The organism is Pseudomonas sp. C11, from assembly GCF_034683865.1.
Lineage (GTDB): Bacteria > Pseudomonadota > Gammaproteobacteria > Pseudomonadales > Pseudomonadaceae > Aquipseudomonas.
The window spans coordinates 44,779-66,972 of record NZ_JAWIIP010000021.1 but is presented as its reverse complement, the minus strand read 5'-3'; the positions used below and the strand labels follow the sequence as shown (position 1 = coordinate 66,972).

The window sequence follows — 22,194 nt, the reverse complement described above, 5'->3', positions numbered from 1 at the left end:
GCGAACGGAATCGTCGTGGAAGAGGTTGAGCGACATGGATGTCGCGAGAGCCGCGATGGGCCAGGGATGGCCCACCGCGGCGGGCCTCTGGAACGGCGATGGAGTGAGCGAACCCTGGCGTAGCCAGGGCCGGATGAAAGGGCGGAGGTTTTGGTTACTTTTGCCTGCAAAAGTGACTCGCCTGGGAAGGCGAAACGGGATCTATCAGCAGAACGCGATAAGCAGCTAGACCCCGACACAGCCCAGCACTCACAAAAAAGCTACAGCCCGGTATTAGGCAGGCAGCCCTGGGCGGCTAAGTGCCCCCGAGCAACTGTTCTGCCTACCCCACTCAACGCGCCAACCGTGCCGAGACAAAGATGGCGCTGACGATCAGTAAGCCACCGACCAGCATGCGCAATGTCGGCTGCTCGCTGAACAGCCACCAGGCGAAGAGAATCCCGTAGACCGGCTCCAGAGCGAAGATCACCGCAGTGGTACGGGCCTTGAGCACGCGCAGGCTGGCGACGAACAGGCTGTGTGCCAGCCCCGTGCAGAAGATGCCGAGCAGGGCGATCCACAGCCAGTCCAGGGGCGTGACACTCGGCACCACCGACCAGGCCCATGGCATGAAGCAGACGAATACCGCCAGGTTCTGATACAGCGCAGCCTGCACCGGGTCGATGCCGTGGGTACTGGCGCGGTTGAGCAACGACAGCAGGGCGAACAGCAACCCCGAGGCGATGGCCCAGAGCAGGCCGACGGTGGCACCGCTGGCCAGGCTGAATGCCGGTGTCACCAAGACCAGACCCAGGCAAACCAGGCCGACCATGGCGAACTCGATGGGCTGCGTGCGCTCGCGAAACAGCACGCCTTCCAGCAGTACGGTAAAGGCCGGGAAGCTGGCGAAGCCGAGGGTGGCGATGGCCACGCCGGAGACTTTCACCGCCTCGAAGAAGCTGACCCAATGCGCGCCCAACAGCAGGCCGCCGAGGCCGAGCAGAGCTGCCTGGCGCAGGCCTGGCCAGCCGAGCGTGCGGCGGCGCCAGAGCAGCAGGGCCAGGCCGAGTGCGAGCACGGCGAATACCGAGCGACCGGCGGCGATCATGTTTGGGGTGGTCTCGGCCAGTTTGCCGAAGATCCCGGCCAGGCCGAACATCAGCGCGCCAAGGTGAATTGCCAGCAGGGCGTTGCGTTGTTTCATGCCAGGCGCGCCCCGTTGGGCAGTGGCAGGTCAAAGCTAGCCAGCACCACACGTCCTGCGTCGTCATGGGCGCCGGTGACCAGAACCTCTGAGCGGATGCCGGCGATGCGTTTGGGGGGGAAGTTGCATACACACAGCACTTGCCGGCCAATCAGGGCGGCACAGTCATAGTGGGCGGTGATCTGCGCGCTGGAGGTTTTCACGCCCAGTTCGCCGAGATCCACCTCCAGTACGTAGGCGGGCTTGATGGCTTTTTCATTGGGGCGGGCGCTGCGGATGGTGCCGACACGCAGCTCCACCTTTTCGAAATCCTGCCAGTCGATGGTTTGCATAAGGGACTCCTTGTTGATGCAGCGCAGTCTATGCGCCGCATGCGGCAACGGTCTGTCGCGGGAGTAGCGGATTTTGTCGCCAGACTCTCATACGAATCAGCGGTCACGGCGCAACTGGCGCGGAGTCGTGCCCAGGTGGCGGGAGAGGGCGACGGTGAAAGCGCTCTGCGAGCTGTAGCCGACCCGCGCGGCGATCTCTCCGACGGGCAGGTCGCTGCTGCGCAGCAGGTGCTCGGCCAGTTGCAGGCGGCGCTGGCGAACATGCTCCATGGGTGTGCGACCGGTCTCGGCGAGAAAGCGGGCATGCAGGCGCGCCACCGAGAGACCGGCCAGGCGCGCCAGGTCGGCCACTTGCAGCGGATGAGCGGCATGCTGATCGATGTACTGATCGAGTGCCGCCAGGGGCAGCCGTCGTGACTCGGCCTCTGGCGCTGCGCAGGCCAGGCTGCCGAGCAGTAGAGCTGCGCCCTGGCCGGCGATCACCGGGTCGTTGATCGGGCTGTTGGCCAGCCAGTTGAGCAACTGGCCCTGGGCCGGCTCGAGTCGCAGCGCATGGGGTTTGTCCAGCAGCCGTTGGATACGGCTGGCGTGGTGGCCCAGTTGCCGCTCGATCCAGTCGTTGGCCGGCAGATCCAGCACCAGGCATTGGCTGCCGCGCGGACTGCCGCAGGTATGGCGCGCCTCGGCCGGCACCACCGTCAGGTGATGACGCAAGACCTGGCTGCCCTGGCCATCGACTTCGAACTGTAGCTCTCCGGCCAGGCCGAACACCAGTTGGGCGTGCTCATGGCTGTGGCTGAGCATTTCATGGCTGTAGTGACGCAGGGACAGGATCGGGAGCATGGCAGTTTCCTTGGCAGCGGCCGGAGTGTAACGCCTGCCCGCATCGAGTGCTGCGTTCATGCAATGGTCTTTTTCCTGTCATATGGCTTTCACCGCTACGCCTCAAGCTCGACTAAACCCAGCCGGAGGCCGCCTGTGACTCACGCCCAGCTCGCCAAGCCCAGCCGCAAGCAACGTGTCCGCACCCTGTGGATCTCCGACGTGCACCTCGGCACGCGGGATTGCCAGGCCGACCACCTGGCGGCTTTTCTCAAGCGCTATCACGCCGACCGCATCTATCTGGTGGGGGACATCATCGATGGTTGGAAGCTGCGAGGCGGTATCTACTGGCCGCAGGCGCACACCAACGTTATCCGTCGTCTGCTGACCATGAGCAAGCGCGGCACCGAGGTGGTTTACGTCACCGGCAACCACGACGAATTCCTGCGCCGTTATTCCAGCCTGCTGCTGGGCAATATCCAGCTGGTTGACGAGGCCGTGCACGTGACCGCCGACGGCCGCCGGCTGCTGGTGATCCACGGTGATCAGTTCGACGTGATCACCCGCTATCACCGCTGGCTGGCCTTCCTTGGCGACTCGGCCTACGAGTTCACCCTGACCCTCAACCGCTGGCTCAATCATTGGCGGCGCCGTTACGGTTACGGCTACTGGTCGCTGTCGGCCTACCTCAAGCACAAGGTCAAGACGGCGGTGAATTTCATCAGCGACTTCGAGGAAGCCATCGCTCACGAATGCGTCAAGCGCGGGCTCGATGGCGTGGTCTGCGGGCACATTCACCATGCCGAGATTCGTCAGGTCGGCGGCGTGGAGTACCTCAACTGCGGTGACTGGGTGGAGTCCTGCACGGCGCTGATCGAGCACTGGGACGGGCAGATCGAGCTGTATCGCCTGGCCGAGGCGCAGGCGCGCGAAGTAGAACAGGAGCGTGCCGCCGCGCTGCTCGAGCCGGGCGCATGAGAATTCTGATCGTCAGCGATGCCTGGGCGCCGCAGGTAAACGGCGTGGTCACCAGCCTGACCGCGTTGGTGCGTGAGCTGCGCGGCCTGGGGCATCAGGTGAAACTACTGTCGCCGGCTGATTTTCGCAGCCTGCCGTGCCCGACCTACCCGGAAATTCCGCTGGTGTGGGATCTTTGGCGCGTTGGCGCGGCGATTCGTGATTACCGCCCCGACTGCGTGCATATCGCCACCGAGGGCCCGCTCGGTTGGGCGGCGCGCCGTTGGCTGGTCAAGCGAGGGCTGGCCTTCTCCACGGCCATCCATACGCGCTTTCCCGAATATGTCAGCACCCGCTGGCCCTGGATCGCGCCACGCTGGGGCTATGCCTTCCTGCGTGCCTTCCATCGTCCCAGCCAGGCCGTGTTGGTGACCACCGAGCGGCTGCGTGAGGAGTTCGCCAGTTGGGACTTCGCTCGCCTGCAGCTATGGCGCAAGGGCGTCGATACTGTGCTGTTTCGCCCGGATGGCCGCCGCCTGCGGCCTGCGCTGCCGGTTTTCCTGTACGTCGGGCGCATTGCGGCGGAAAAAAATCTGCCAGCCTTTCTCGATCTGGATCTGCCGGGCGAGAAGTGGGTGGTGGGCGATGGCCCGCAACGTGAGGCGCTGCAGCGCCAGTACCCGCAGGTGCGCTTTCTCGGTTATCGCCATGGCCAGGCGCTGGCTGAGACCTATCAGGATGTTGCGGTGCTGGTCTTTCCTTCGCGCACCGACACCTACGGCCTGGTGATGCTCGAGGCGCTGGCCTGTGGCACGCCGGTGGCGGCTTATCCAGTGGCTGGGCCGCTGGATGTGCTGCTGCCCGGACAGAGCGGGGTGATGGACGAGGATCTGCGTGCGGCCTGCCTGGCCGCGCTGACGCTTGATCGCGAGCGCTGCGCCGAACTGGCTGCCGCGCAATCCTGGCACGCCTCGGCGTTGGAGTTCCTGGCGTTGCAGCCGTTGATCGATGGTGAGCCAGCTGTGTTGGGCGAGGCTTTGGCGGAAGGCTAGGGCGTACCGGGACGCCGACCGCTCGGAAGCAGTGCGTCGTTGGAGTGTTGGGCGTAGGTCGTGGTGCCGAGCCCGGCATGGACTGGCGGACTGTTCGCTGGCGCTCCTGAGTCCGTCCTACGCCCCAGGGGCCGCCCGGGCAGTTGGCGCCCCGATCCGCCTTACAGAATGATCTTGTCGCGCAGTTTCTCGGCGGCCTGGTTGAGCGCCTGGATGACCCGTTCCTTGTCGTAGTTCTGGATGCCGTTGGTGTCCAGGTACATCGAGAAGCCTGGCAGCTCGTGCTCGACGTAGCTGGAGGTGGCGCCGAGGTCGCGGCGGAAGTCCACCACCTGGTAGATCTGCACCGGACGGGTGAAGCCCTTGACCGTGATCTGGCCCTTGTCTCGGCACATGATCACGTCCTTGATCAGCGAGTAGGCCTCGTGGGAGATGAGGATCTCGCCGGCTTCGGCGGCGCTTTCCAGACGGCTGGCCAGGTTCACTTCGCGGCCGACGATGGTGTAGTCCATGCGCGTATCGGCGCCGAAGTTGCCCACCGTGCAGTAGCCGGTGTTCAGACCCATACGAATTTCCAGCGGCTTGGTGATGCCCTGGGCGCGCCACTGCTGGCGCAGCACCTTCATGTGCTTGCGCATGGCGATGGCCATCGACACCGCGGCTACGGCGTCCTTCTTGGCCCCCTGGCTGCTGGGGTCGCCGAAGAACACCATGACGCTGTCGCCGATGAACTTGTCGATGGTGCCGCCATATTTCAGGGCGATCTTCGACATCTCGTTGAGGTAGGTGTTGAGCAGGTCGGTCAGTTGCTCGGCTTCCAGCTCTTCGGACAGTTCGGTGAAACCCTTGATATCGGAGAAGAACACGGTGAGCTTCTTGCGCTGGGTCTCCAGGCGCACGCTCTTCTTGCCGCTGAAGATCGACTCCCACACTTGCGGCGACAGGTATTTGGCCAGGTTGCGCGCCAGGCGCGCGGCCTTTTCCTGCTCACGCTTGATCTCGACCCGCGCCTGCGCCAGACGCAGCCCCTGCTGGTGCATGAAGTAGGCGGTGATGCCGATGTACAGCGTGGTGAAGAAAATGCTCACCACACTGACCGTAGGTGGAGTGCTGAAGTTCGGCTGTGGGTGGAGCACGGCGGTGCACAGCACGCTGGCACTGAGGGTCACCAGCACGGCGATGCCGAAGTAACGCAGCCCGCCGATGAGCAGTGCGCTGAAACTCAGAATCAGCAGGAGCATCGAACTGGGCACGCTGGAGAAGCCCAGCAGAGCAGCGGAGGCGCCGACATGCAGGGCATCGATGAACAGCAAGGTCAGGTCGGTCTGCTGCGGATGATCGTTCTTGAAGCGGCGACTGACCTGATGAGCCAGGTGTGGATAGAGCAGGGCGTAAGGCACCATCCACAGGATGTCGTAGGTGAAATGGCCCACTGCAGTGCCGGCAGCAATGCTGGCCGCCGTGGTGATGTAGGCGAGAACGCGGGAATAGTATTCGCGCAATGGCGGCGTCGGCAGACTGCTGGATCGGCTGGATGTGGCTGACTTCATTCGCGCTAGGGATCCCTGATTGAGCGCCTCTTGTCGGGCGTCTGAACGGTCTGCAACACCCGCGCCAGAGCGCGGATGGGGCGAGGATCATAACCAAGCGGGGAGGAAGCAGCCAAGCATCACCGCCGAACGGCACAGTGCCAGCATCTCGGCGGTCGTGCTGAGCCTAGGGGATTGTTGCCTGTTCGTGGCGAGCCCTAGAAGCGAATACGGCCTGTGAAGGCATCCTTGAGCATCACCCAGTCGCCCATCAGGCTGTAGAGGGGGTAGTCGAAGGTAGCCGGGCGATTCTTCTCGAAGACGAAGTGGCCGATCCAGGCGAAGCCGTAGCCGGCCAGCGGCATGGCCAGCAACCACAGCCAGTGCTGGGTGAGCAGGGCGTAGGCGAGGATCGCCAGTACCAGTAGGCTGCCGACATAGTGTAGGCGGCGGCAGGTGGCGTTGCTGTGTTCCTGCAGGTAGTAGGGGTAGAACTCGGCGAAGCTCTGGAAGCGTTCGGTGGTTTGAGCGGTCATGGCGCACCTCCTGTTATTGTCGGCCTTAGTGTAGAGGAGCTGTCTCCATGGGCCACTGACTTACGGTGCCAGTCTTGTATCCTTGCGCCGCCAGCCCGTGCAAAACCACAAGAACAACACCATGACCGAAAGAACCACATCCTCCAGTTGGGCCATGGCCATCGTCCAGGCGCTGGAACTCGGTGGCGTCGATTGCCGCAGCCTGTTCGCCGAGCTGGAGCTGGATTACGCGGCGTTGAGCGACCCGGACGCGCGTTTCCCGCAGGATCGCATGACCCGCCTGTGGCAACGCGCCGTCGAGCTGTCGGGCGACTCGGCCATCGGCCTGAACATGGCGCAGGTGGTGCGTCCGGCCTCCTTCCATGTGGTCGGCTACGCCTTGATGTCCAGCCGCAACCTGCGTGATGGCTTCACTCGCCTGGTGCGTTATCAGCGCATCATCGGCGAGGGTGCCGACCTGCATCTGCTGGCGCAGCCCGATGGTTACGCGCTGACATTGGCCATTCACGGCGACCGCCTGCCCGCAGCCCGGCAAAGCGCCGAGGCTTCGCTGGCCTATTGCCTGGCGTTCTGCCGCTGGCTGACCAGCAAGCCCCTGCAGCCGCGCGAGGTGCGCCTGCAAAGCCCGACGCCGCGAGACCTGGCGCGTTACCAGGCGGTATTCCAGGCGCCGCTGCGTTTCAATGCCGAGCAGGATGCGCTGATCTTCGCGCGCGCTGACCTGGAGGCGCCCTTGCCGAGTGCCAACGAAGCGCTGGCGCAACTGCATGATCGTTTCGCCGGGGAATACCTGGCGCGTTTTTCCGGCAGCCGCGTGACTCACCAGGCACGCCAGGTGCTGTGCCGATTGTTGCCGCAGGGCGAGCCACGGCGGGAAGTGGTGGCGCAACAACTGCACCTGTCGCAGCGCACCTTGCAGCGGCGCCTGCAGGAGGAGGGCACCAGCTTCCAGCAATTGCTCGACGAGACGCGCCGCGAACTGGCCGAGCAGTATCTGCAGCAGGTCAATCTGACCTTGCTGGAAATCGCCTATCTGCTGGGCTTTGCCGATTCGAGCAATTTCTTCCGGGCGTTTCGTCGCTGGTTCGGACAAACGCCCGGCGAGTACCGCGCCGCTGTGCTGGGCGAGGGGCTCAGTGACGCCAGAACGCCGGGAATACCAGCACCAGCACGGTAAGAATCTCCAGGCGGCCGAGCAGCATGCCCAGCGTCAGCACCCATTTGGCCAGGTCCGAAATGTTGGCGTAGTTGCCGGCCGGGCCGACCATCTCACCCATGCCGGGGCCGACGCCGGAGACCATTGCGGCGGCGCCGGTCAGCGAGGTGATCCAGTCCACGCCGCACATGGCCACGGCCAGCGCCAGAACGGCGATGGTGATGGTGTAGAAGAAGGCGAAGGCAAGAATCGAGCGGACGATGTCCTCGTCGAGACGGTGGCCGTTGTACTGCTGCTTGAGCACGGCGCGCGGATGGATCAGCAGGCGCAGGTTGGCCTTGAGCAGGATATAGGCGACCTGGAATCGGAAGATCTTCAGGCCGCCGGCTGTGGAGCCGGAGCAGCCGCCGACGAAGCCCAGGTAGAAGAACATCATGCTGGCGAAGGGACCCCACAGGTGGTAGTCGCCCACGGCGAAACCGGTGGTGGTCATGATCGAGGTGATGTTTACCGCCACCAGGCGCAGCGCATCGAACCAGTGCAGGTCGGTGGTCAGCCACTTCCAGGACGCCAGAACCAGCCAACTGCCGACCAGCAGCAGGAGGAAGCCGCGTACCTGTGCATCGCGCAGCAGCGGCCGATAGTTGCCACGCAGTGCCGTGACATAGAGCACGAAGGGCAGGCTGCCAAGCACCATGACCAGCACCGCCACCCAGTGGATGGCCGGTTGCTGCCAGTGGCCCAGCGAGGCATCGGAGGTAGAGAAACCGCCGGTGGCGATGGCCGACATGGCGTGGTTGATCGAGTCGAACAGGCCCATGCCGGCCAGCCAGAAGGCCGTCACGGCCAGGGCGCTGAGGCCGACATAGGCCAGCACCATGTACTTGGCGACCATGTGCGAGCGCGGCATGACCTTTTCCGAGCGATCCGAGGATTCGGTCTGGAACAGGCGCATGCCACCGATGCGCAGCATCGGCAGGATCGCCACGGCCATGGCGATGAAGCCGATGCCGCCGAGCCAGTGCAGCAGCGAGCGCCAGATCAGGGTGCCGGGCGACATCTCGTCGAGGCCGCTGAACACCGTGGCGCCGGTGGCGGTGATGCCTGACATGCTCTCGAAATAGGCATCGGTGATGCTCGCCCGCTCGGCGAAGAGGAACGGCAGCGCGGCGAAGATCGACACCATCACCCAGCTCGACACCGTCAGCATGTACATGTCACGCGGGCGCAGGTTGGTCTGCTGCGGGCGACCCTGGGCGACCATCGCCATCCCCGTCAGGGCGGTGATCAGGCTAGACCAGAGGAAGGCGTTGATTTCCTGCGGGCGCTCGAAGACCAGCAGGGTCATCACCGGCACCAGCATGCTCAGGGCCAGGGTGATGAGAAAGATGCCGTTGATGAACGCCAGAATGCGCAGGCTGGAAAGGGGCATGGGTCAGTGTTTCCAGAAACTGCGGGTGATCAGCACCAACACGGTGAGGATTTCCAGACGTCCGAGCAGCATGCCGATGGTCAGCAGCCACTTGGCCGAATCCGGCAGGCTGGCGAAGTTGCCGGCCGGGCCGATGATCGGGCCGAGGCCCGGGCCGACGTTGCACACGGCAGTGGCGGCGCCGGTGAGTGCGGTGATCCAGTCCAGCCCGGTAAGGGTCAGAGCCAGGGCCAGCACGCCGATGGTGATGGTGAAGAAGAACGAGAAGGTGATCAGCGAGCGGACGATTTCCTCGTCCAGATTGTGGTTGTTGTACTGCTGCTTGATCACCGCGCGCGGGTGCACCAACTGCATCAGGTTGGCTTTCAGCAGCACGTAGGCGACCTGGAAACGGAAGATCTTCAGGCCGCCGGAGGTTGAGCCCGAGCAACCGCCGACGAAGGTCAGGTAGAAGAACAGCAGCACGGAGAAACTGCCCCAGGTGGTGTAGTCGCCCAGGGCGAAGCCGGTCGTGGTGACCACCGAGGTGACGTTCACCGCGACGATGCGGAAGGCGTCGAGCCAGGCGTAATCGGAGTTGAGCCACAGCCAGGTGCCGAATACCAGCCAGGTCAGCAGCAGGAAACCGAGAAACCCGCGTACCTGATGATCGCGCAGCAGCGCATGGCGATTGCCCCGCACGAAGGCGACGTAGAGCATGAAGGGCATGCCGCCGAGCAGCATCAGCACCACCGCGACCCAATGCACGGCCGGTTGTTGCCAGTTCGCCAGCGAGGCGTCGGAGGTGGAGAAACCGCCGGTGGAAATCGCCGCCATCGAGTGGTTGATGGCCTCGAAGGGCGTCATGCCGGCGATCCAGAAGGCGATGAAGCCGAGCAGGGTCAAGGCGATATAGATCAGCAGCAGGTACTTGGCGGCCATGTGCGAACGCGGCATGACCTTCTCGCCCCAGTCCGAGGACTCGGTCTGGAACAGGCGCATGCCACCGACGCGCAGCAGCGGCAGGATCGCCACCGCCATGCCGATGAAGCCGATGCCGCCGAGCCAGTGCAGCATCGAGCGCCAGATCAGGATACCGGGGGACATGTGATCCAGGCCGACCAGCACGGTCGAGCCGGTGGTGGTGATACCGGACATGGTCTCGAAGAAGGCGTCGGTGTAGCTGATGTGCGCGATCAGCGTCATCGGCAGGGCGGCGAAGCAGCACACCACGCTCCAACTGGCGGTGGTCAGCAGGTACATGTCGCGCGGGCGCAGTTGCGCATTCTGCGGGCGCCCGGGAATGACCAGGGCGAGACCGACGATCAGGGTGATCAGGCTGGACCAGAGGAAGGCGCTGAGGTCTTCGGGGTGTTCGAAGACCAGCAGAGTCAGCATGGGAATGACCATGCTAAGTGCCAGAGTGATCAGGAATATGCCGATGATGAAACCGATGATACGCAGCGTCGGCAAGGCCATGGGGCAAGGGCTCTGGCGGGTTACGGAAAAGGCGCCATTCTACCTGTGGCCCGCTGCCTGTAAACCGCTATCAAGGCGCTCCGGAAAAACCGGGTGATGACTGCGCAGGCGGGGGCTTTACAAGGTCATGGCCGTGCATAGAATAGCCGCCAGCCACCGGCGTCCGCCGGTTTCCGAGCCTTCTCGTCATGTCCGAAAGCAATCCCTGTCTCACGTGCGGCGCCTGCTGCGCGTTCTTTCGTGTGTCCTTCTTCTGGGGCGAATGCCAATCGGCCGGCGGTAGCGTGCCGGACGAGCAGGTCATCCAGATCAGCCCTCACTACGTCGCCATGCGGGGCACCGAGGCCAAGCCGGCGCGTTGCACGCAACTGCTGGGTGATGTCGGCTGCGGCGTGCGCTGCACCATGTATGAACAGCGCTCCAGCAGTTGCCGGGAATTCGAGGCGTCCTGGGAGAACGGTGTGCACAACCCGCGCTGCGACGATGCGCGTCGGGCGCACGGCTTGCCGCCCCTGACGCCGCCGGTACAGCCGGTGATTTCCCCGGATCGGGTGGCCTGAAAGTGGCTGCAGGCAACAGGCTACAGGCCTCGTGGTAACAGGCAGGGCTTGCTGCCGTTCGCTTGCAGCGTTGAGAATGCGCCATTCCTGAATTCTGGAGGTGGCCCATGGACGCGCTCGACGCCCTGTTCAACCGTGTTTCCGTTCCTCGTCTGGTAGAGCCTGCTCCTACGGCAGAGCAGCGCCAGGCACTGTTTCGCGCCGCTTTGCGTGCTCCGGATCATGGTCAGCTGCGCCCGTGGCGTTTTCTCACCGTTGAAGGCGACGCGCGAGTTCGCATGGGCGAGCTGTTCGCCGAGGCGCTGAGCGCCGGTAATGCCGAGGCATCGGCGGAAGTGCTGAACAAAGCGCGCGGCATGCCGTTGCGCGCGCCCTTGCTGGTGGTGGTGATCGCGCGGCTGCAGACGCATGCCAAGGTGCCGGAGTCGGAACAACTGCTCGCCGCGGGTTGTGCGGCTCACGGCATGTTGCTCGCCGCCCATGCGCAAGGTCTGGGCGCGGTCTGGCGTACTGGCGACATGGCTTATGACGCGCATGTCGCGCAGGGGCTGGGGCTGAGCGCCGACGAGCGCATCGTCGCCTACCTTTACCTCGGTACCCCTGAACGTGAATTGCGCCAGCCCCCAGAGCTGGCCGTCGAGGACTTCGTCAGCGTCTGGAACGGCTGATCCGTAAGATCAGGCTCGGTTTGGCTGCGCTGCGCAGGGTAGATCGAGCGTGGCAACGAAACCGCCGTTTGGGTGATTGCTCAGCAGCAGTTCACCACCGTGGCGCTGCGCTGCACGCCTGGCGATGGCCAGGCCCAGGCCATGCCCCGGGCTGCTCTGTCCGGGCGCACGAAAGAACGGCTTGCCCAGTTCCTGCAGGTATTCCTCAGCAGCGCCAGGGCCATGGTCGCGCACGCTGAGGTGCAAGCGTGCGCCGACACGCTGCGCGCTGATCTCGATCGGCTGATCGCCTGGGTTGAAGCGCAATGCGTTGCGCAGCAGGTTGTCCAGTGCGCGCTCTAACATGTCCGGCCAGCCCTGGAGCGGCAAGGCTTCATCGCTCTCGATCAGCACCTGCTGCTGTGGTGCACTGAGGCGGGCGTCGTCCTGCAGCTTGGCGAGGATGGTCGCGATCTCGATGGGTTGCGCTGCCCCAGGGTCGGCATCCAGGCGCGCGAGTTCGAGGATTTCGCTGATCAGCGCTTCCAGTCGGTCGCATTCCTGGTTGAGGCGTGGCCAGAGCTTCTCGCGTTCCGCCGGCTCCGCACGTTCGGCCAACGCCAGGGCGATGCGCAGGCGCGCCAGGGGCGAGCGCAGTTCATGAGAGACATCGCGCAGCAACTGGCGCTGGCTGCCGATCAGCCCTTGCAGCCGTTCGCCCATACGGTTGAAGTCCTTGGCCAGTAGGCCCAGTTCGTCGCGTCGCGTAGCCAGGCGGGCCAGGCTGTTCTGCTGGTAGGTGGTCTGCCCCAGATCGTGCACGGCACCGCGCAGGCGATCCAGCGGGCGGGTGATCGACAGGGTCAACAGTAGGCTGAACAGTGTCAGCACTACCAGGGCGATGATCAGCGCGCTGAGTGGCCAGAACAGGCTGTCGCGGTGCCAGGCTGCCAGTTCCGGGTGGGGAATGCGGTAGATGAACAGATAGGTTTCGCCGTTCGCACTGCTGTACTCGGTGGTCAACTGGCGCCAGGGCAGCGGACGATCGCGATTGCGCTGTTCGAATGCGGCGGCGCGCGGCGGGAAGGTGCCCTTGACCAGAGGCAGGCCGTTCTCGCCGATGACCTGGGTATCGATGCGGTATTGGCGCTTGCGTTCCTCGAGAAAACGCTGGGCGGCGCGCTCGCCGCGTTGTTCGTAAAGCTCGGCCCACTGTTGATCGAGGCCATCCAGGCCCGGATGCTGGCTGAGAATCCAGGCGTCCTGGTTCAGCGCCCGGCCCAGCAGCATGGAAAGCCCGGCAACCAGAGCGATGGCTAGCCAGAAGGTGGCGAGGATGCGCCAGAACAGTGAACGCACGGAGTGTCCTCATGCAGAAGCCGCCGGGCTCATGGAGCGCGGCGGCGGTGAGTTCGATTGGCTGCAGCGTGATCAGCTGGCCTTCTTGTCCTTCTCGGCTTTCCAGGCCTTGAATTCTTCCATCTCGGCGCGACGGGCTTCCATCTTCTTCTGGTGCTCGTCGAAGGCTTTCTGCTGCTCGGGGTTGAGCAGGGCGCGCAGGGCTTTGTGATGCTCGTCACGGGCCTTGTCGAGATCCTTCTTCATGGCCTGTTTTTCCGCTTCCGGCAGCTTGTCCAGATAACGGCGGGTGATGTCATGGCGGCTCTTCATTTCGTCGCCCATCAGCTTGCGAACTTCCTGGCGCTGCTCCTTGCTCAGGTTCAGCTCCTTGAACATTTCCGGGCCGCGCTCATGCGGACGCGGGCCGCCGTCGGGCATGGCCATGGCCAGAGTCGGCAGGGTGGCGGCGAACAGCAGGGCGGTGAGTGTCTTGCGCATGGTGATTCTCCTCGTCTCGAAACCGGTCGTTACCGGATGGGCTCAGTATGCGGCGGTCAAGGTCAAGGGCGGTCAGGCCTGGGTAAAGCCTGAGTAAAGGCGCCGAGGCTACGCCTTTACAGAACAGACGGGCGTTCAGGGCGCGTAGTAATAGCCACGGCTGCGCAGGGCAAGGATGCGCGGACGGCCGTCCGGGTGTGGGCCGAGCTTCTTGCGCAGGTTGCTGACATGCATGTCGAGGCTGCGATCGTAGAGCGTCAGCTTGCGCCCCAGCGCCAGTTGCGCCAGTACCTGTTTGTCCAGCGGCTCGCCCGGTTGACGCAGCAAGGCTTCGAGCAGGCGGCTCTCGGAAAGGGTGAGAGGAATGTCATGGCCGTCAAGGGCGACGATACCGCGATTCGGGCTGAAGCTCAGATCGCCCAGCTCGAGCTGACTGCTGGTCGGCGCCGGTGTGGTGCGGCGCAGTACGGCACGCAGACGAGCAGTGAGTTCACGCGGATCGCAGGGTTTGGCCAGGTAGTCGTCGGCGCCCAGTTCCAGGCCGAGGATGCGATCCAGCGGCTCGCCGCGCGCAGACAGCATCAGCACCGGCAACTCGGCATGTTCGCTGCGTAGCTGCTTGAGCAGCTCCAGGCCGTTGCCGTCGGGCAGCATCACGTCCAGCACCACCGCATCCGGTGCCTGCGCCGCCAGGGCGCGGCGAGCACCGGCGGTGTCATGGCACGCGGTGATCTGGAAGCCTTCCTGCGTGAGCCAACTGCTCAGCAGCTCGCAGAGTTCCTGGTCGTCATCGATCAGCAGCAGTCGGCTCATGAGGTTCAGTTGATCCACTCGCGGCGCGTCTTGCGCTGGCCACGCAGGAGGGCGCCGAACAGCACCGAGATCAGGCTGACGGCGCCGCCGATGGCGAACCAGGTCTGTTCCTCGCTGAGCAAGCCGGGTTGCATCTGTGCCTGGCTTTCCTTGAGCTGCAGGCGCAGGCGCTGGTTCTCCTGGCGCAGGCGTTGTTGCAAGGCGCTGCTGTTACTTTCCAGATCACTGCGCATCTGCTCGCTTTGCGCCAGGCGCTGCTGCAGGTCATTGATCTGCACATGCAGGTGCGTCGTGTCGCTGGACACGGGCGCCGACGGCGTTTCTTCGGCCTGTGCCGCGCTGCAGGCCAGCAGAAGGGCGGCCAGCAGGCTCAACGGGATCGAACGCATGGTGGTTCCTTGTCAGCGTGAGGCGCGGTTCAGGGGAAGACTTTCTTGAAAGGCTTGACCACCACACTGGCGTAGACGCCGGCGGCGCGGTAAGGATCGGCCTCGGCCCAGCTCTGCGCCGCTTCCAGCGAATCGAATTCGGCCACGATCAGGCTGCCACTGAAGCCCGCCGGGCCGGGATCGTTGCTGTCGATGGCCGGGTGCGGGCCAGCCAGCACCAGGCGGCCTTCCTGCTTGAGTTGCTCCAGCCGTGCCAGGTGCGCAGGGCGCGTGGCCAGGCGGTTGTCCAGGGAGTTTGCAACGTCGGTAGCGATGATGGCGTAGAGCATCTCGATCCTTAGGGCGGGGGCGTTGGCACCCTGGCGGGTGCTTTTTTGCCCGATGGCGGGAGCCAGCGAGCGCATGTGGCGGCATAATAACAAACATCAATCTCAACGAAAGCGCCGCCATGAACGTCGATCTGCATTGTCACAGCACCGCCTCCGATGGTGTCCTGGCCCCAGCCGTGCTGGTGGCCCGGGCGCACCAGCGCGGCATTCGTCTGCTGGCGCTGACCGACCATGACACCCTCGAAGGCCTCGACGAGGCGCATCGCACGGCGGCCGAGCTGGACATACAGTTGGTCAACGGTATCGAGCTGTCCTGTACCTGGGGTGGGGCGACCATCCATGTCCTGGGCTACGCCTTCGAGCGCGATGCGCCGGCACTTCGCCAGGCCATCGAGGCGCTGCATCACGGGCGCTGGCAGCGTGCCGAGGAGATCGACCGGCGCCTGGCGGCCAAGGGCATGCCCGGTGCGCTGGACGGTGCGCGGGCGGTGCAGCAGGAGCTGGGCGACAGCGGCAATGCGCCGGCGCGGCCGCATTTCGCCGAGTTTCTGGTGCGTGCCGGGCATGTGCGCGACCGCGCCGAGGCCTTTCGCAAATGGCTGGGGGCGGGCAAGCTGGGCGACGTCAAGCAGCACTGGCCGGAGTTGGAGTCCGTGGTCGATACGCTGCGCGCCGCCGATGCCTGGATCAGCCTGGCGCATCCCTGGCAGTACGACTTTACTCGTAGTAAGCGTCGACGCCTGGTTGCCCATTTCGCGGCGGCGGGTGGGCATGCCCTGGAGGTGGTCAACGGGATGCAGCCGGCCGAGCAGGTCGGCGGCCTGGCGATACTGGCGCGCGAATTCGGTCTGATGGCCAGCGCGGGCAGCGATTTTCACGCACCTGGCGATTGGTCCGAGCTGGGTCTCTACCGTCCCTTGCCGGACGATCTGACGGCGCTCTGGAAGCGCTTCGAACATGCACAGCCTATCGCTGTCACCCCATGAACAGGGAACGAGTGTGAGCCAATTCTTCCAGATACATCCGGAGAACCCCCAGGCACGCCTGATCAAGCAGGCCGTGGAGATCATCCGTGGCGGTGGGGTGGTGGTCTATCCGACCGACTCCTCGTACGCACTGGGTTGCGCCATCGGTGACAAGAACGCGGTCGAGCGCATTCGTCGCCTGCGCCAGCTCGACGACAAGCACAACTTCACCCTTGTCTGCCGTGATCTGTCGCAGCTCGGCCTGTTCGCCAAGGTCGATACCGCCGCTTTTCGTCTGTTGAAGATCCATACGCCCGGCCCGTACACCTTCATCCTCAACGCCACCCGCGAAGTGCCGCGCATGCTCCTGCATCCCAAGCGCCGCACCATCGGTCTGCGCGTGCCGAGTCATCCCATCGCCCTGGCGCTGCTCGAACAGCTGGGCGAGCCGTTGATGAGCGTCAGTCTGATCCTGCCGGGGGACGATCTGCCGTTGTCCGACCCCTACGAAATGCGCCAGTCCCTGGAGCATCACGTGGATCTGATCATCGACGGCGGCTTCGGCGGCCTGGAGGCCTCGACGGTGATCAACCTGTCCGGTGAGACGCCGGAGATCATTCGCGTGGGCTGCGGCGATCCGTCACCTTTTGCCGAAGACGACTGAGTGCTGGCTATAATCGGGACTTTTCTCGTTCAGGGTAGAACCTCTTGAGTGCCATCGACTCCGCGCGCCGCGTCATGTCCGGCATGCGCCCGAGCGGCCGTCTTCACCTCGGTCATCACCACGGTGTGCTGAAGAACTGGGTCAGGCTGCAACACGAATACGACTGTTTCTTCTGCATCGTCGACTGGCATGCCCTGACCACCGAATACGCCGAGAGCGGCGACCTCCAGCAGCATGTCATGGACATGGCCATCGACTGGCTGGCCGCTGGCATCAGCCCTAGTTCGGCGACGCTGTTCGTGCAGTCGCACGTACCCGAGCACGCCGAACTGCACCTGCTGCTGTCGATGATCTGCCCGCTCGCCTGGCTCGAACGCGTGCCGTCCTACAAGGAACAGCTCGCCCAGCAGGCTGGCAAGGATCTCTCCACCTACGGCTTTCTCGGTTATCCGTTGTTGCAGGCGGCGGACATCCTGCTCTATCGCGCCGGTGTGGTGCCGGTGGGCGCGGATCAGTTGCCGCACGTCGAGTTCGCTCGTGAGGTGGCGCGCCGTTTCAATCACCTCTACGGCCGTGAGGCAGACTTCGAAATCAAGGCCCAGGCCGCTGTCGGCAAACTGGGCAAGAAGGTCGGCAAGCTTTACAGCAATTTGCGCCAGGCGTTTCAGGAGCAGGGCGACGGTGAGGCGCTGGAAACCGCGCGGGCCCTGCTCAAGGAGCAGAACACGCTGACCTTGGGCGACCAAGAACGGCTGTTCGGCTACCTGCAGGGCGCCGGCAAGCTGATCCTGAGTGAACCCCATGCCTTGCTGGCCGATGCCGACCGGGTGCCTGGGCTGGACGGCCAGAAGATGGCGAAGTCGCGGGGTAACGCCATCTACCTGCGTGACAGTGACGAGGTGATCGAGGAAAAACTGCGGCGCATGCCCACCGATCCGGCGCGCGTGCATCGCGACGATCCGGGCGAACCACAGCGCTGCCCGGTGTGGTCGCTGCATCGTCTGTACTCCAGTGACGAGCGCATGCACTGGGCGCTGGAAGGCTGCCGCAACGCCTCGATCGGTTGCCTGGACTGCAAGAGCGCACTGTGTAGCTCGATCCAGGGCGAGTTGGCGCCGTTGCAGCAGCGCGCCATCGACTACGAAGGCAGCCCCGAGCTGGTACGCAGCATCCTCGCCGAGGGCGCCGAGCGGGCCCGCGACGAAGCGCGCGATACCCTGAGCGAAGTGCGCCTGGCCATGGGCCTCAACCGCCACTGATGGAGCCCGTGCGATGAGCGATACCACGACCCCCGACGAGCAGGCCGGCGCCCAGCAGGAACTGCCGTTTGCTCTCGTATACGGTGAGGCGGTCACCGAGCTGCCGCTGGATCTGTATATCCCGCCGGATGCCCTGGAGGTGTTTCTCGAAGCCTTCGAGGGGCCGCTCGACCTGCTGCTGTACCTGATCCGCAAGCAGAACATCGACATCCTCGACATCCCCGTGGCTGAGATCACCAAGCAGTACATGGGCTACGTCGAGCTCATGCACTCGGTACGTCTGGAACTGGCCGCCGAGTACCTGGTGATGGCCGCCATGTTGGCCGAGATCAAGTCACGCATGCTCCTGCCGCGTTCCAGCGAGGCCGAGGAAGAAGAGGACGATCCGCGTGCCGAGCTGATCCGTCGTCTGCAGGAGTACGAGCGCTTCAAGGCTGCCGCCGAAGACCTCGACGAGTTGCCACGGGTCGGGCGTGACGTGCATGTGCCGCGCCTCGATGCGCCTGAGGCGCGAGCGCGCAAGCTGCTGCCGGATGTCAGCCTGGAGGAACTGCTGGTGTCGATGGCCGAGGTGCTGCGCCGCGCCGATATGTTCGAGAGCCACCAGGTCACCCGTGAGGCGCTGTCGACCCGCGAGCGCATGAGCGAGGTGCTCGAACGCCTCAAGGGCGGTGGCTTCGTGCCCTTCGTCGAGCTGTTCGCCATTGAGGAAGGGCGCCTCGGCGTGGTGGTGACCTTCATGGCGGTGCTCGAATTGATCAAGGAATCCCTGGTCGAGCTGGTGCAGAATGAGCCCTTTGCCGCCATCCACGTCAGAGCCCGTGCCGAATGAACCTGAGCGATCCGAAAGACCTGGCCCAGTTGCTCGAAGCTTTCCTCCTGGCTTCCGGCAAGCCGCAGTCGCTGGAGCGGTTGTACGAGCTGTTCGAGGAAGCCGAACGGCCGGAGCCGGCGCAGTTCAAGGCGGCGCTCGAGGTGCTGCGCAAATCCTGCGCGGGGCGGGCATTCGAGTTGAAGGAAGTGGCTTCCGGTTACCGTCTGCAGGTGCGTGAGCGCTTTGCTCCCTGGGTCGGCCGCCTGTGGGAAGAGCGCCCGCAGCGCTATTCGCGTGCATTATTGGAGACTCTGGCGTTGATCGCCTACCGCCAACCCATCACCCGTGGTGAGATCGAGGAAGTGCGCGGTGTGGCGGTCAACAGCAACATCACCAAGACCCTGCTCGAACGCGAGTGGATTCGCGTGGTCGGTTATCGCGACGTCCCTGGCCGTCCGGCCATGTTCGCCACCACCAAAGGGTTTCTCGACCACTTCAACCTCAAGAGTCTCGACGAGCTGCCACCGCTGGCCGCGCTGCGCGAACTGGAGCCCGAGCCGCAGTTGGCGCTGGATGACGAGGCCGAGGTGCCGGCCGGCCTGCAGGCACGTGCCGATCTGGCCTTGCAGGAAGAGGGCGAGCCGGCCGAGCCACGCGAGGAGACCAGTTTCCGCAGTCTGCTGGCCGAGCTGGATTCCATGGAGGAGGGCCTCAAGACCGACTTCGACGATCTGCGTCTGGTTGAAGAGGAGGCCGCTGATGCGCCCCTGGCCGACCTCGAGGATGACGAAACCTTGCATTGATTCGCTTTACCGGGCGCATGCACAGGATCAATCCTGCTACGAGGCACGCATCCGTATCCTGGCTGGCGAATCGTCATGCGAGGACACGCGTCGTGAGCAAGAAACCCTGTATCAAGGTCTGCGAATTCGAACAGGACATCTGCCTGGGCTGCGGGCGCAGCCGCCAGGACATCAAGGCCTGGAAGCACCTCGACAAGCAGGAACGCCTGGCGCTGCTGGCGCAAGCCGACATGCGTCTGCTGGCGCTGGAGGCCACCGGTCGGCGCAAATACCGGAACTGAGCTGAAGCAAACCGCGATCTGTCGTGCATGCGCGCCAGCTTCGGCTACCCTAAGCGCTCGGCAGCGCGTATGATTCGCGCCCTTTTGATCATCCGTCCTTACACCGGGAGGTGCCTTAGATGAGCGAACATGATGTCCAGCGTCCGGCTGGCGAAAAACTGCAGAAGGTTCTGGCGCGCATGGGCCTTGGCTCGCGTCGGGAAATCGAAACCTGGATCGGCGAAGGCCGGGTCAAGGTCAACGGCGCCGTGGCCGACCTGGGCCAGCGCGTGGAGATCAGCGATGCCATCGTGCTCGATGGTCGTCTGCTCAAGCGTGAGGAAGTCGCCAGCTCCGTTCGCCGCGTGCTGATTTACAACAAGCCCGACGGTGAAATCTGCACCCGTGACGACCCGGAAGGCCGTCCTACCGTGTTCGACCGTCTGCCGCGCCCGAAAGAAGGCCGCTGGATCAACATCGGTCGCCTCGACATCAACACGACTGGCCTGTTGCTGTTCACCACCGACGGTGAGCTGGCCAACCGCCTGATGCACCCGTCCTACCAGATGGATCGCGAATATGCGGTGCGTGTGCGGGGCGAGGTGACCGAGGAAATGCTGGAAAACCTCAAGCGCGGCGTGATGCTCGAGGACGGCCCAGCCAAGTTCACCGACATCAAGGAAGCGCCCGGTGGCGAAGGTTTCAACCACTGGTATCACTGCGTGGTGATGGAAGGGCGTAATCGTGAGGTGCGCCGCCTGTGGGAATCGCAGGGGCTCGTCGTCAGCCGCCTCAAGCGCGTGCGCTTCGGTCCGGTATTCCTCACCTCCAACCTGACCATGGGCCGCTGGCGGGAAATGGAACAGCGCGAGATCGATATCCTCAGCGCCGAGGTTGGCCTGGCGCCCCAGGCGTTGCCGGCGATGAAGGAAAAGACGCGCGACAAGCTCGATCGTCTGCAGCGCAAGTCCGCCAAACCGCTGGAACCGCGTGGCAAGCGCGTGCTGCGTCCGGCGCAGGACGAAGCGGGCGAGGGTGCCCGCCCAACCAGAGCGCCGCGTCAACAGGATGGCGAGCAGCGTGCGCCGCGTGGCTCTCGCCCCGACTCGGCGGGCCGTGGTCAGCGTGATCGCAGCACTCCAGTGGCCGAGCGCCCGAGTGATGTGAAGAAGCGCCAGCCGCGCCCGGCAGTCGAACTGGCTGATCGGCCTGCGCGCAAACCGCGGCCGGCAGGGTCGGACAAGCGTACCCCGGCAGGCGATGGCCAGCGCCCGGGCTTCGGCCGCAAGCGCTGATCTCGCTTCAGGCAAAAAACAACGCCCCGCGCAGCCAGCTGCGCGGGGCGTTGTCGTTTTTGCGGTGGATGGCGGCGATCAGCCCGCCATGGTCAGGCGATTGCGGCCTTCACGCTTGGCCACGTAGAGCGCGTTATCGGCCCGGCGCAGCAGGCTCTCGCTGGATTCGCCCGGCAGCAGGCTGGCGCAGCCGAGGCTGATCGATACCTCGATGGGCTGCCCGGCGTTCAGGCACTGCAGTTCCATCACGGCAAAGCGCAGGCGCTCGCCAACCAGGGCTGCGGCCTCGCGACCGGTGTTGGAGAGAATGATGAGGAACTCTTCGCCGCCATAACGGAACACCATGTCGACATTGCGCAACAGGCTTTTCAGCGTCTGGGCTACCGCCTTGAGCACCTCATCGCCGAGGGCGTGGCCATGGTTGTCGTTGATCAGCTTGAAGTGATCGATGTCGAGCATCAGCAGCGACAGCGGTTGCAGGTTGCGGCGAGCCACGTCGACTTCGCGTTGCAGCACCTGATCCATGGCAATGCGATTGCCGGTATCGGTCAGCGGATCGCGCAACGCGCTGAGCAGGGCGGTGCGGTAGAGCAGGGCATTGCGCAGCGGAAACAGCAGGCAGGCCAGCAGAGATTCCAGCTGGGCCAGTTCCTCTTCATCGAAGCGTTGCCGGCGGCGGAAGGTCAGCTCGCCGAGGTATTCGCCTTCATGGCTGAGGCGGTAGCCAGCCGAGTGCGGCGCACGTTCGCCGAGTTCCAGGCGCAGATCATGTGCCGAATGCTGGAAGGTCAGCGAGTCCAGAGGAACCAGGCGCTGCACTTCGCGGAAGAACAGTTCGAGGATGCGCTCGATCTCCAGGCTGGTCTGGAGTTGCAGGCTCAGTTGGTGACGCAGTTCGATCAGCGTGGTGGGCTTGACCGGCAGGCTGCGGGTGTCAGCAAAACCCAGGCGCTGCAGTTTGGCTGCGTCGAAATCGATGGTGTTGGTACGGCTGGGGGGAACCATTTGTCTGAACCTCTGGCGCAATGATGCGGCGACGAGGAGGTTAGAGCGAATTCCGTGCCATCTGTTTCGTAGGCTTTAAAAATGCTTTTAATTCA

General features: G+C 64.3%; 25 protein-coding genes. 12 read left to right on the top strand and 13 right to left on the bottom strand.

Going from position 1 to position 22,194, the window contains the following annotated elements; genetic code table 11:
• Window positions 1–331: 331 nt before the first annotated feature.
• The 3 genes from VC352_RS23950 to VC352_RS23940 all read right to left on the bottom strand — a co-directional run bounded on the left by VC352_RS23950 (window position 332) and on the right by VC352_RS23940 (window position 2,358).
• A complete protein-coding gene (locus VC352_RS23950; RefSeq protein WP_322982002.1) occupies window positions 332–1,183 on the bottom strand; it encodes a DMT family transporter in 852 nt (283 codons plus the stop codon).
• Window positions 1,180–1,515, bottom strand: a complete 336-nt coding sequence (locus tag VC352_RS23945) for a tRNA-binding protein (protein WP_322982001.1) — start codon at window positions 1,513–1,515, stop codon at window positions 1,180–1,182. The genes VC352_RS23950 and VC352_RS23945 overlap by 4 nt, the downstream gene beginning before the upstream one ends.
• Window positions 1,516–1,611: 96 nt before the next feature.
• The gene (locus tag VC352_RS23940; RefSeq protein WP_322982000.1) at window positions 1,612–2,358 is read right to left on the bottom strand and encodes an AraC family transcriptional regulator; all 747 of its coding nucleotides are present in this window, start codon (window positions 2,356–2,358) and stop codon (window positions 1,612–1,614) included.
• Window positions 2,359–2,493: 135 nt separating this feature from the next.
• On the opposite strand from VC352_RS23940, the gene VC352_RS23935 reads away from it, so the two are divergent.
• Window positions 2,494–3,315 carry a UDP-2,3-diacylglucosamine diphosphatase gene (locus VC352_RS23935; RefSeq protein WP_322981999.1) on the top strand — a complete coding sequence of 274 codons (822 nt, stop codon included), beginning with the start codon at window positions 2,494–2,496 and terminating at the stop codon, window positions 3,313–3,315.
• On the top strand, window positions 3,312–4,346 hold the full coding sequence (locus VC352_RS23930) for a glycosyltransferase family 1 protein (RefSeq protein ID WP_322981998.1): 1,035 nt from the start codon (window positions 3,312–3,314) through the stop codon (window positions 4,344–4,346). The genes VC352_RS23935 and VC352_RS23930 overlap by 4 nt, the downstream gene beginning before the upstream one ends.
• A gap of 161 nt (window positions 4,347–4,507) precedes the next feature.
• Here VC352_RS23930 and VC352_RS23925 read toward each other — a convergent pair whose 3' ends face one another.
• Both VC352_RS23925 and VC352_RS23920 read right to left on the bottom strand, forming a co-directional pair.
• The gene (locus tag VC352_RS23925) at window positions 4,508–5,896 is read right to left on the bottom strand and encodes an adenylate/guanylate cyclase domain-containing protein (RefSeq protein WP_322981997.1); all 1,389 of its coding nucleotides are present in this window, start codon (window positions 5,894–5,896) and stop codon (window positions 4,508–4,510) included.
• Window positions 5,897–6,093: 197 nt separating this feature from the next.
• The gene (locus tag VC352_RS23920; RefSeq protein WP_322981996.1) at window positions 6,094–6,411 is read right to left on the bottom strand and encodes an Mpo1-like protein; all 318 of its coding nucleotides are present in this window, start codon (window positions 6,409–6,411) and stop codon (window positions 6,094–6,096) included.
• Window positions 6,412–6,532: 121 nt separating this feature from the next.
• On the opposite strand from VC352_RS23920, the gene VC352_RS23915 reads away from it, so the two are divergent.
• Window positions 6,533–7,588, top strand: a complete 1,056-nt coding sequence (locus tag VC352_RS23915; RefSeq protein ID WP_322981995.1) for an AraC family transcriptional regulator — start codon at window positions 6,533–6,535, stop codon at window positions 7,586–7,588.
• On the opposite strand, the gene VC352_RS23910 is transcribed toward VC352_RS23915, so the two are convergent.
• Window positions 7,545–8,999 (bottom strand): TrkH family potassium uptake protein, encoded by a 1,455-nt coding sequence (locus VC352_RS23910; RefSeq protein ID WP_322981994.1) that lies wholly within the window; start codon window positions 8,997–8,999, stop codon window positions 7,545–7,547. The genes VC352_RS23915 and VC352_RS23910 overlap by 44 nt on opposite strands.
• A 3-nt stretch (window positions 9,000–9,002) precedes the next feature.
• Window positions 9,003–10,457 carry a TrkH family potassium uptake protein gene (locus VC352_RS23905; RefSeq protein WP_322981993.1) on the bottom strand — a complete coding sequence of 485 codons (1,455 nt, stop codon included), beginning with the start codon at window positions 10,455–10,457 and terminating at the stop codon, window positions 9,003–9,005.
• A 188-nt stretch (window positions 10,458–10,645) separates the two neighbouring features.
• Here VC352_RS23905 and VC352_RS23900 point away from each other — a divergent pair, with 188 nt between their 5' ends.
• Both VC352_RS23900 and VC352_RS23895 read left to right on the top strand, forming a co-directional pair.
• The gene (locus tag VC352_RS23900; RefSeq protein ID WP_322981992.1) at window positions 10,646–11,017 is read left to right on the top strand and encodes a YkgJ family cysteine cluster protein; all 372 of its coding nucleotides are present in this window, start codon (window positions 10,646–10,648) and stop codon (window positions 11,015–11,017) included.
• Between the two features lie 107 nt (window positions 11,018–11,124).
• Complete coding sequence (locus VC352_RS23895; protein WP_322981991.1) at window positions 11,125–11,685, top strand: nitroreductase family protein; 561 nt, start codon at window positions 11,125–11,127, stop codon at window positions 11,683–11,685.
• 9 nt (window positions 11,686–11,694) lie between these two features.
• Here the strand turns inward: VC352_RS23895 and VC352_RS23890 are convergent, their stop codons facing one another.
• The 5 genes from VC352_RS23890 to VC352_RS23870 form a co-directional block, all read right to left on the bottom strand.
• Window positions 11,695–13,023 (bottom strand): HAMP domain-containing sensor histidine kinase, encoded by a 1,329-nt coding sequence (locus tag VC352_RS23890; RefSeq protein WP_322981990.1) that lies wholly within the window; start codon window positions 13,021–13,023, stop codon window positions 11,695–11,697.
• Between the two features lie 72 nt (window positions 13,024–13,095).
• Entirely contained in the window at window positions 13,096–13,503 is a 408-nt protein-coding gene (locus tag VC352_RS23885; protein WP_322981989.1) for a Spy/CpxP family protein refolding chaperone, read from the bottom strand.
• A 135-nt stretch (window positions 13,504–13,638) separates the two neighbouring features.
• Window positions 13,639–14,316 (bottom strand): response regulator transcription factor, encoded by a 678-nt coding sequence (locus VC352_RS23880; protein ID WP_322981988.1) that lies wholly within the window; start codon window positions 14,314–14,316, stop codon window positions 13,639–13,641.
• Window positions 14,317–14,321: 5 nt separating this feature from the next.
• Window positions 14,322–14,705, bottom strand: coding sequence for a translation initiation factor 2 (IF-2, GTPase) (locus VC352_RS23875; RefSeq protein ID WP_322981987.1), 384 nt, complete (start codon window positions 14,703–14,705; stop codon window positions 14,322–14,324).
• Between the two features lie 29 nt (window positions 14,706–14,734).
• Window positions 14,735–15,034, bottom strand: coding sequence for a YciI family protein (locus tag VC352_RS23870; protein ID WP_322981986.1), 300 nt, complete (start codon window positions 15,032–15,034; stop codon window positions 14,735–14,737).
• A gap of 119 nt (window positions 15,035–15,153) precedes the next feature.
• On the opposite strand from VC352_RS23870, the gene VC352_RS23865 reads away from it, so the two are divergent.
• From VC352_RS23865 to rluB, 7 genes are all read left to right on the top strand, one after another.
• Entirely contained in the window at window positions 15,154–16,020 is an 867-nt protein-coding gene (locus tag VC352_RS23865; protein WP_322981985.1) for a PHP domain-containing protein, read from the top strand.
• 13 nt (window positions 16,021–16,033) lie between these two features.
• Window positions 16,034–16,663, top strand: coding sequence for an L-threonylcarbamoyladenylate synthase (locus VC352_RS23860; protein ID WP_322981984.1), 630 nt, complete (start codon window positions 16,034–16,036; stop codon window positions 16,661–16,663).
• Between the two features lie 44 nt (window positions 16,664–16,707).
• Complete coding sequence (locus VC352_RS23855) at window positions 16,708–17,922, top strand: tryptophan--tRNA ligase (RefSeq protein WP_322981983.1); 1,215 nt, start codon at window positions 16,708–16,710, stop codon at window positions 17,920–17,922.
• Window positions 17,923–18,055: 133 nt separating this feature from the next.
• Entirely contained in the window at window positions 18,056–18,754 is a 699-nt protein-coding gene (locus VC352_RS23850; RefSeq protein WP_322982004.1) for a ScpA family protein, read from the top strand.
• Window positions 18,751–19,539 carry an SMC-Scp complex subunit ScpB gene (gene scpB, locus VC352_RS23845; protein ID WP_322981982.1) on the top strand — a complete coding sequence of 263 codons (789 nt, stop codon included), beginning with the start codon at window positions 18,751–18,753 and terminating at the stop codon, window positions 19,537–19,539. Before VC352_RS23850 ends, scpB begins: the two co-directional genes overlap by 4 nt.
• 92 nt (window positions 19,540–19,631) lie before the next feature.
• The gene (locus VC352_RS23840; protein WP_322981981.1) at window positions 19,632–19,820 is read left to right on the top strand and encodes a DUF1289 domain-containing protein; all 189 of its coding nucleotides are present in this window, start codon (window positions 19,632–19,634) and stop codon (window positions 19,818–19,820) included.
• Window positions 19,821–19,939: 119 nt separating this feature from the next.
• Window positions 19,940–21,094: a 23S rRNA pseudouridine(2605) synthase RluB gene (gene rluB, locus VC352_RS23835; RefSeq protein WP_322981980.1), complete on the top strand. Its 1,155-nt coding sequence runs from the start codon at window positions 19,940–19,942 to the stop codon at window positions 21,092–21,094.
• Window positions 21,095–21,172: 78 nt separating this feature from the next.
• Here rluB and VC352_RS23830 read toward each other — a convergent pair whose 3' ends face one another.
• Window positions 21,173–22,099, bottom strand: a complete 927-nt coding sequence (locus VC352_RS23830) for a GGDEF domain-containing protein (protein ID WP_322981979.1) — start codon at window positions 22,097–22,099, stop codon at window positions 21,173–21,175.
• Window positions 22,100–22,194: the final 95 nt, after the last annotated feature.

What these genes read in the sequence shown, in the direction of transcription:
- VC352_RS23950 (WP_322982002.1), bottom strand. Translation starts at nt 1,183, where the DNA reads ATGAAACAACGCAACGCCCTGCTGGCAATTCACCTTGGCGCGCTGATG.
- VC352_RS23945 (WP_322982001.1), bottom strand. Translation starts at nt 1,515, where the DNA reads ATGCAAACCATCGACTGGCAGGATTTCGAAAAGGTGGAGCTGCGTGTC.
- VC352_RS23940 (WP_322982000.1), bottom strand. Translation starts at nt 2,358, where the DNA reads ATGCTCCCGATCCTGTCCCTGCGTCACTACAGCCATGAAATGCTCAGC.
- VC352_RS23930 (WP_322981998.1), top strand. Translation starts at nt 3,312, where the DNA reads ATGAGAATTCTGATCGTCAGCGATGCCTGGGCGCCGCAGGTAAACGGC.
- VC352_RS23925 (WP_322981997.1), bottom strand. Translation starts at nt 5,896, where the DNA reads ATGAAGTCAGCCACATCCAGCCGATCCAGCAGTCTGCCGACGCCGCCA.
- VC352_RS23920 (WP_322981996.1), bottom strand. Translation starts at nt 6,411, where the DNA reads ATGACCGCTCAAACCACCGAACGCTTCCAGAGCTTCGCCGAGTTCTAC.
- VC352_RS23915 (WP_322981995.1), top strand. Translation starts at nt 6,533, where the DNA reads ATGACCGAAAGAACCACATCCTCCAGTTGGGCCATGGCCATCGTCCAG.
- VC352_RS23910 (WP_322981994.1), bottom strand. Translation starts at nt 8,999, where the DNA reads ATGCCCCTTTCCAGCCTGCGCATTCTGGCGTTCATCAACGGCATCTTT.
- VC352_RS23905 (WP_322981993.1), bottom strand. Translation starts at nt 10,457, where the DNA reads ATGGCCTTGCCGACGCTGCGTATCATCGGTTTCATCATCGGCATATTC.
- VC352_RS23900 (WP_322981992.1), top strand. Translation starts at nt 10,646, where the DNA reads ATGTCCGAAAGCAATCCCTGTCTCACGTGCGGCGCCTGCTGCGCGTTC.
- VC352_RS23895 (WP_322981991.1), top strand. Translation starts at nt 11,125, where the DNA reads ATGGACGCGCTCGACGCCCTGTTCAACCGTGTTTCCGTTCCTCGTCTG.
- VC352_RS23885 (WP_322981989.1), bottom strand. Translation starts at nt 13,503, where the DNA reads ATGCGCAAGACACTCACCGCCCTGCTGTTCGCCGCCACCCTGCCGACT.
- VC352_RS23880 (WP_322981988.1), bottom strand. Translation starts at nt 14,316, where the DNA reads ATGAGCCGACTGCTGCTGATCGATGACGACCAGGAACTCTGCGAGCTG.
- VC352_RS23875 (WP_322981987.1), bottom strand. Translation starts at nt 14,705, where the DNA reads ATGCGTTCGATCCCGTTGAGCCTGCTGGCCGCCCTTCTGCTGGCCTGC.
- VC352_RS23870 (WP_322981986.1), bottom strand. Translation starts at nt 15,034, where the DNA reads ATGCTCTACGCCATCATCGCTACCGACGTTGCAAACTCCCTGGACAAC.
- VC352_RS23865 (WP_322981985.1), top strand. Translation starts at nt 15,154, where the DNA reads ATGAACGTCGATCTGCATTGTCACAGCACCGCCTCCGATGGTGTCCTG.
- scpB (WP_322981982.1), top strand. Translation starts at nt 18,751, where the DNA reads ATGAACCTGAGCGATCCGAAAGACCTGGCCCAGTTGCTCGAAGCTTTC.
- rluB (WP_322981980.1), top strand. Translation starts at nt 19,940, where the DNA reads ATGAGCGAACATGATGTCCAGCGTCCGGCTGGCGAAAAACTGCAGAAG.
- VC352_RS23830 (WP_322981979.1), bottom strand. Translation starts at nt 22,099, where the DNA reads ATGGTTCCCCCCAGCCGTACCAACACCATCGATTTCGACGCAGCCAAA.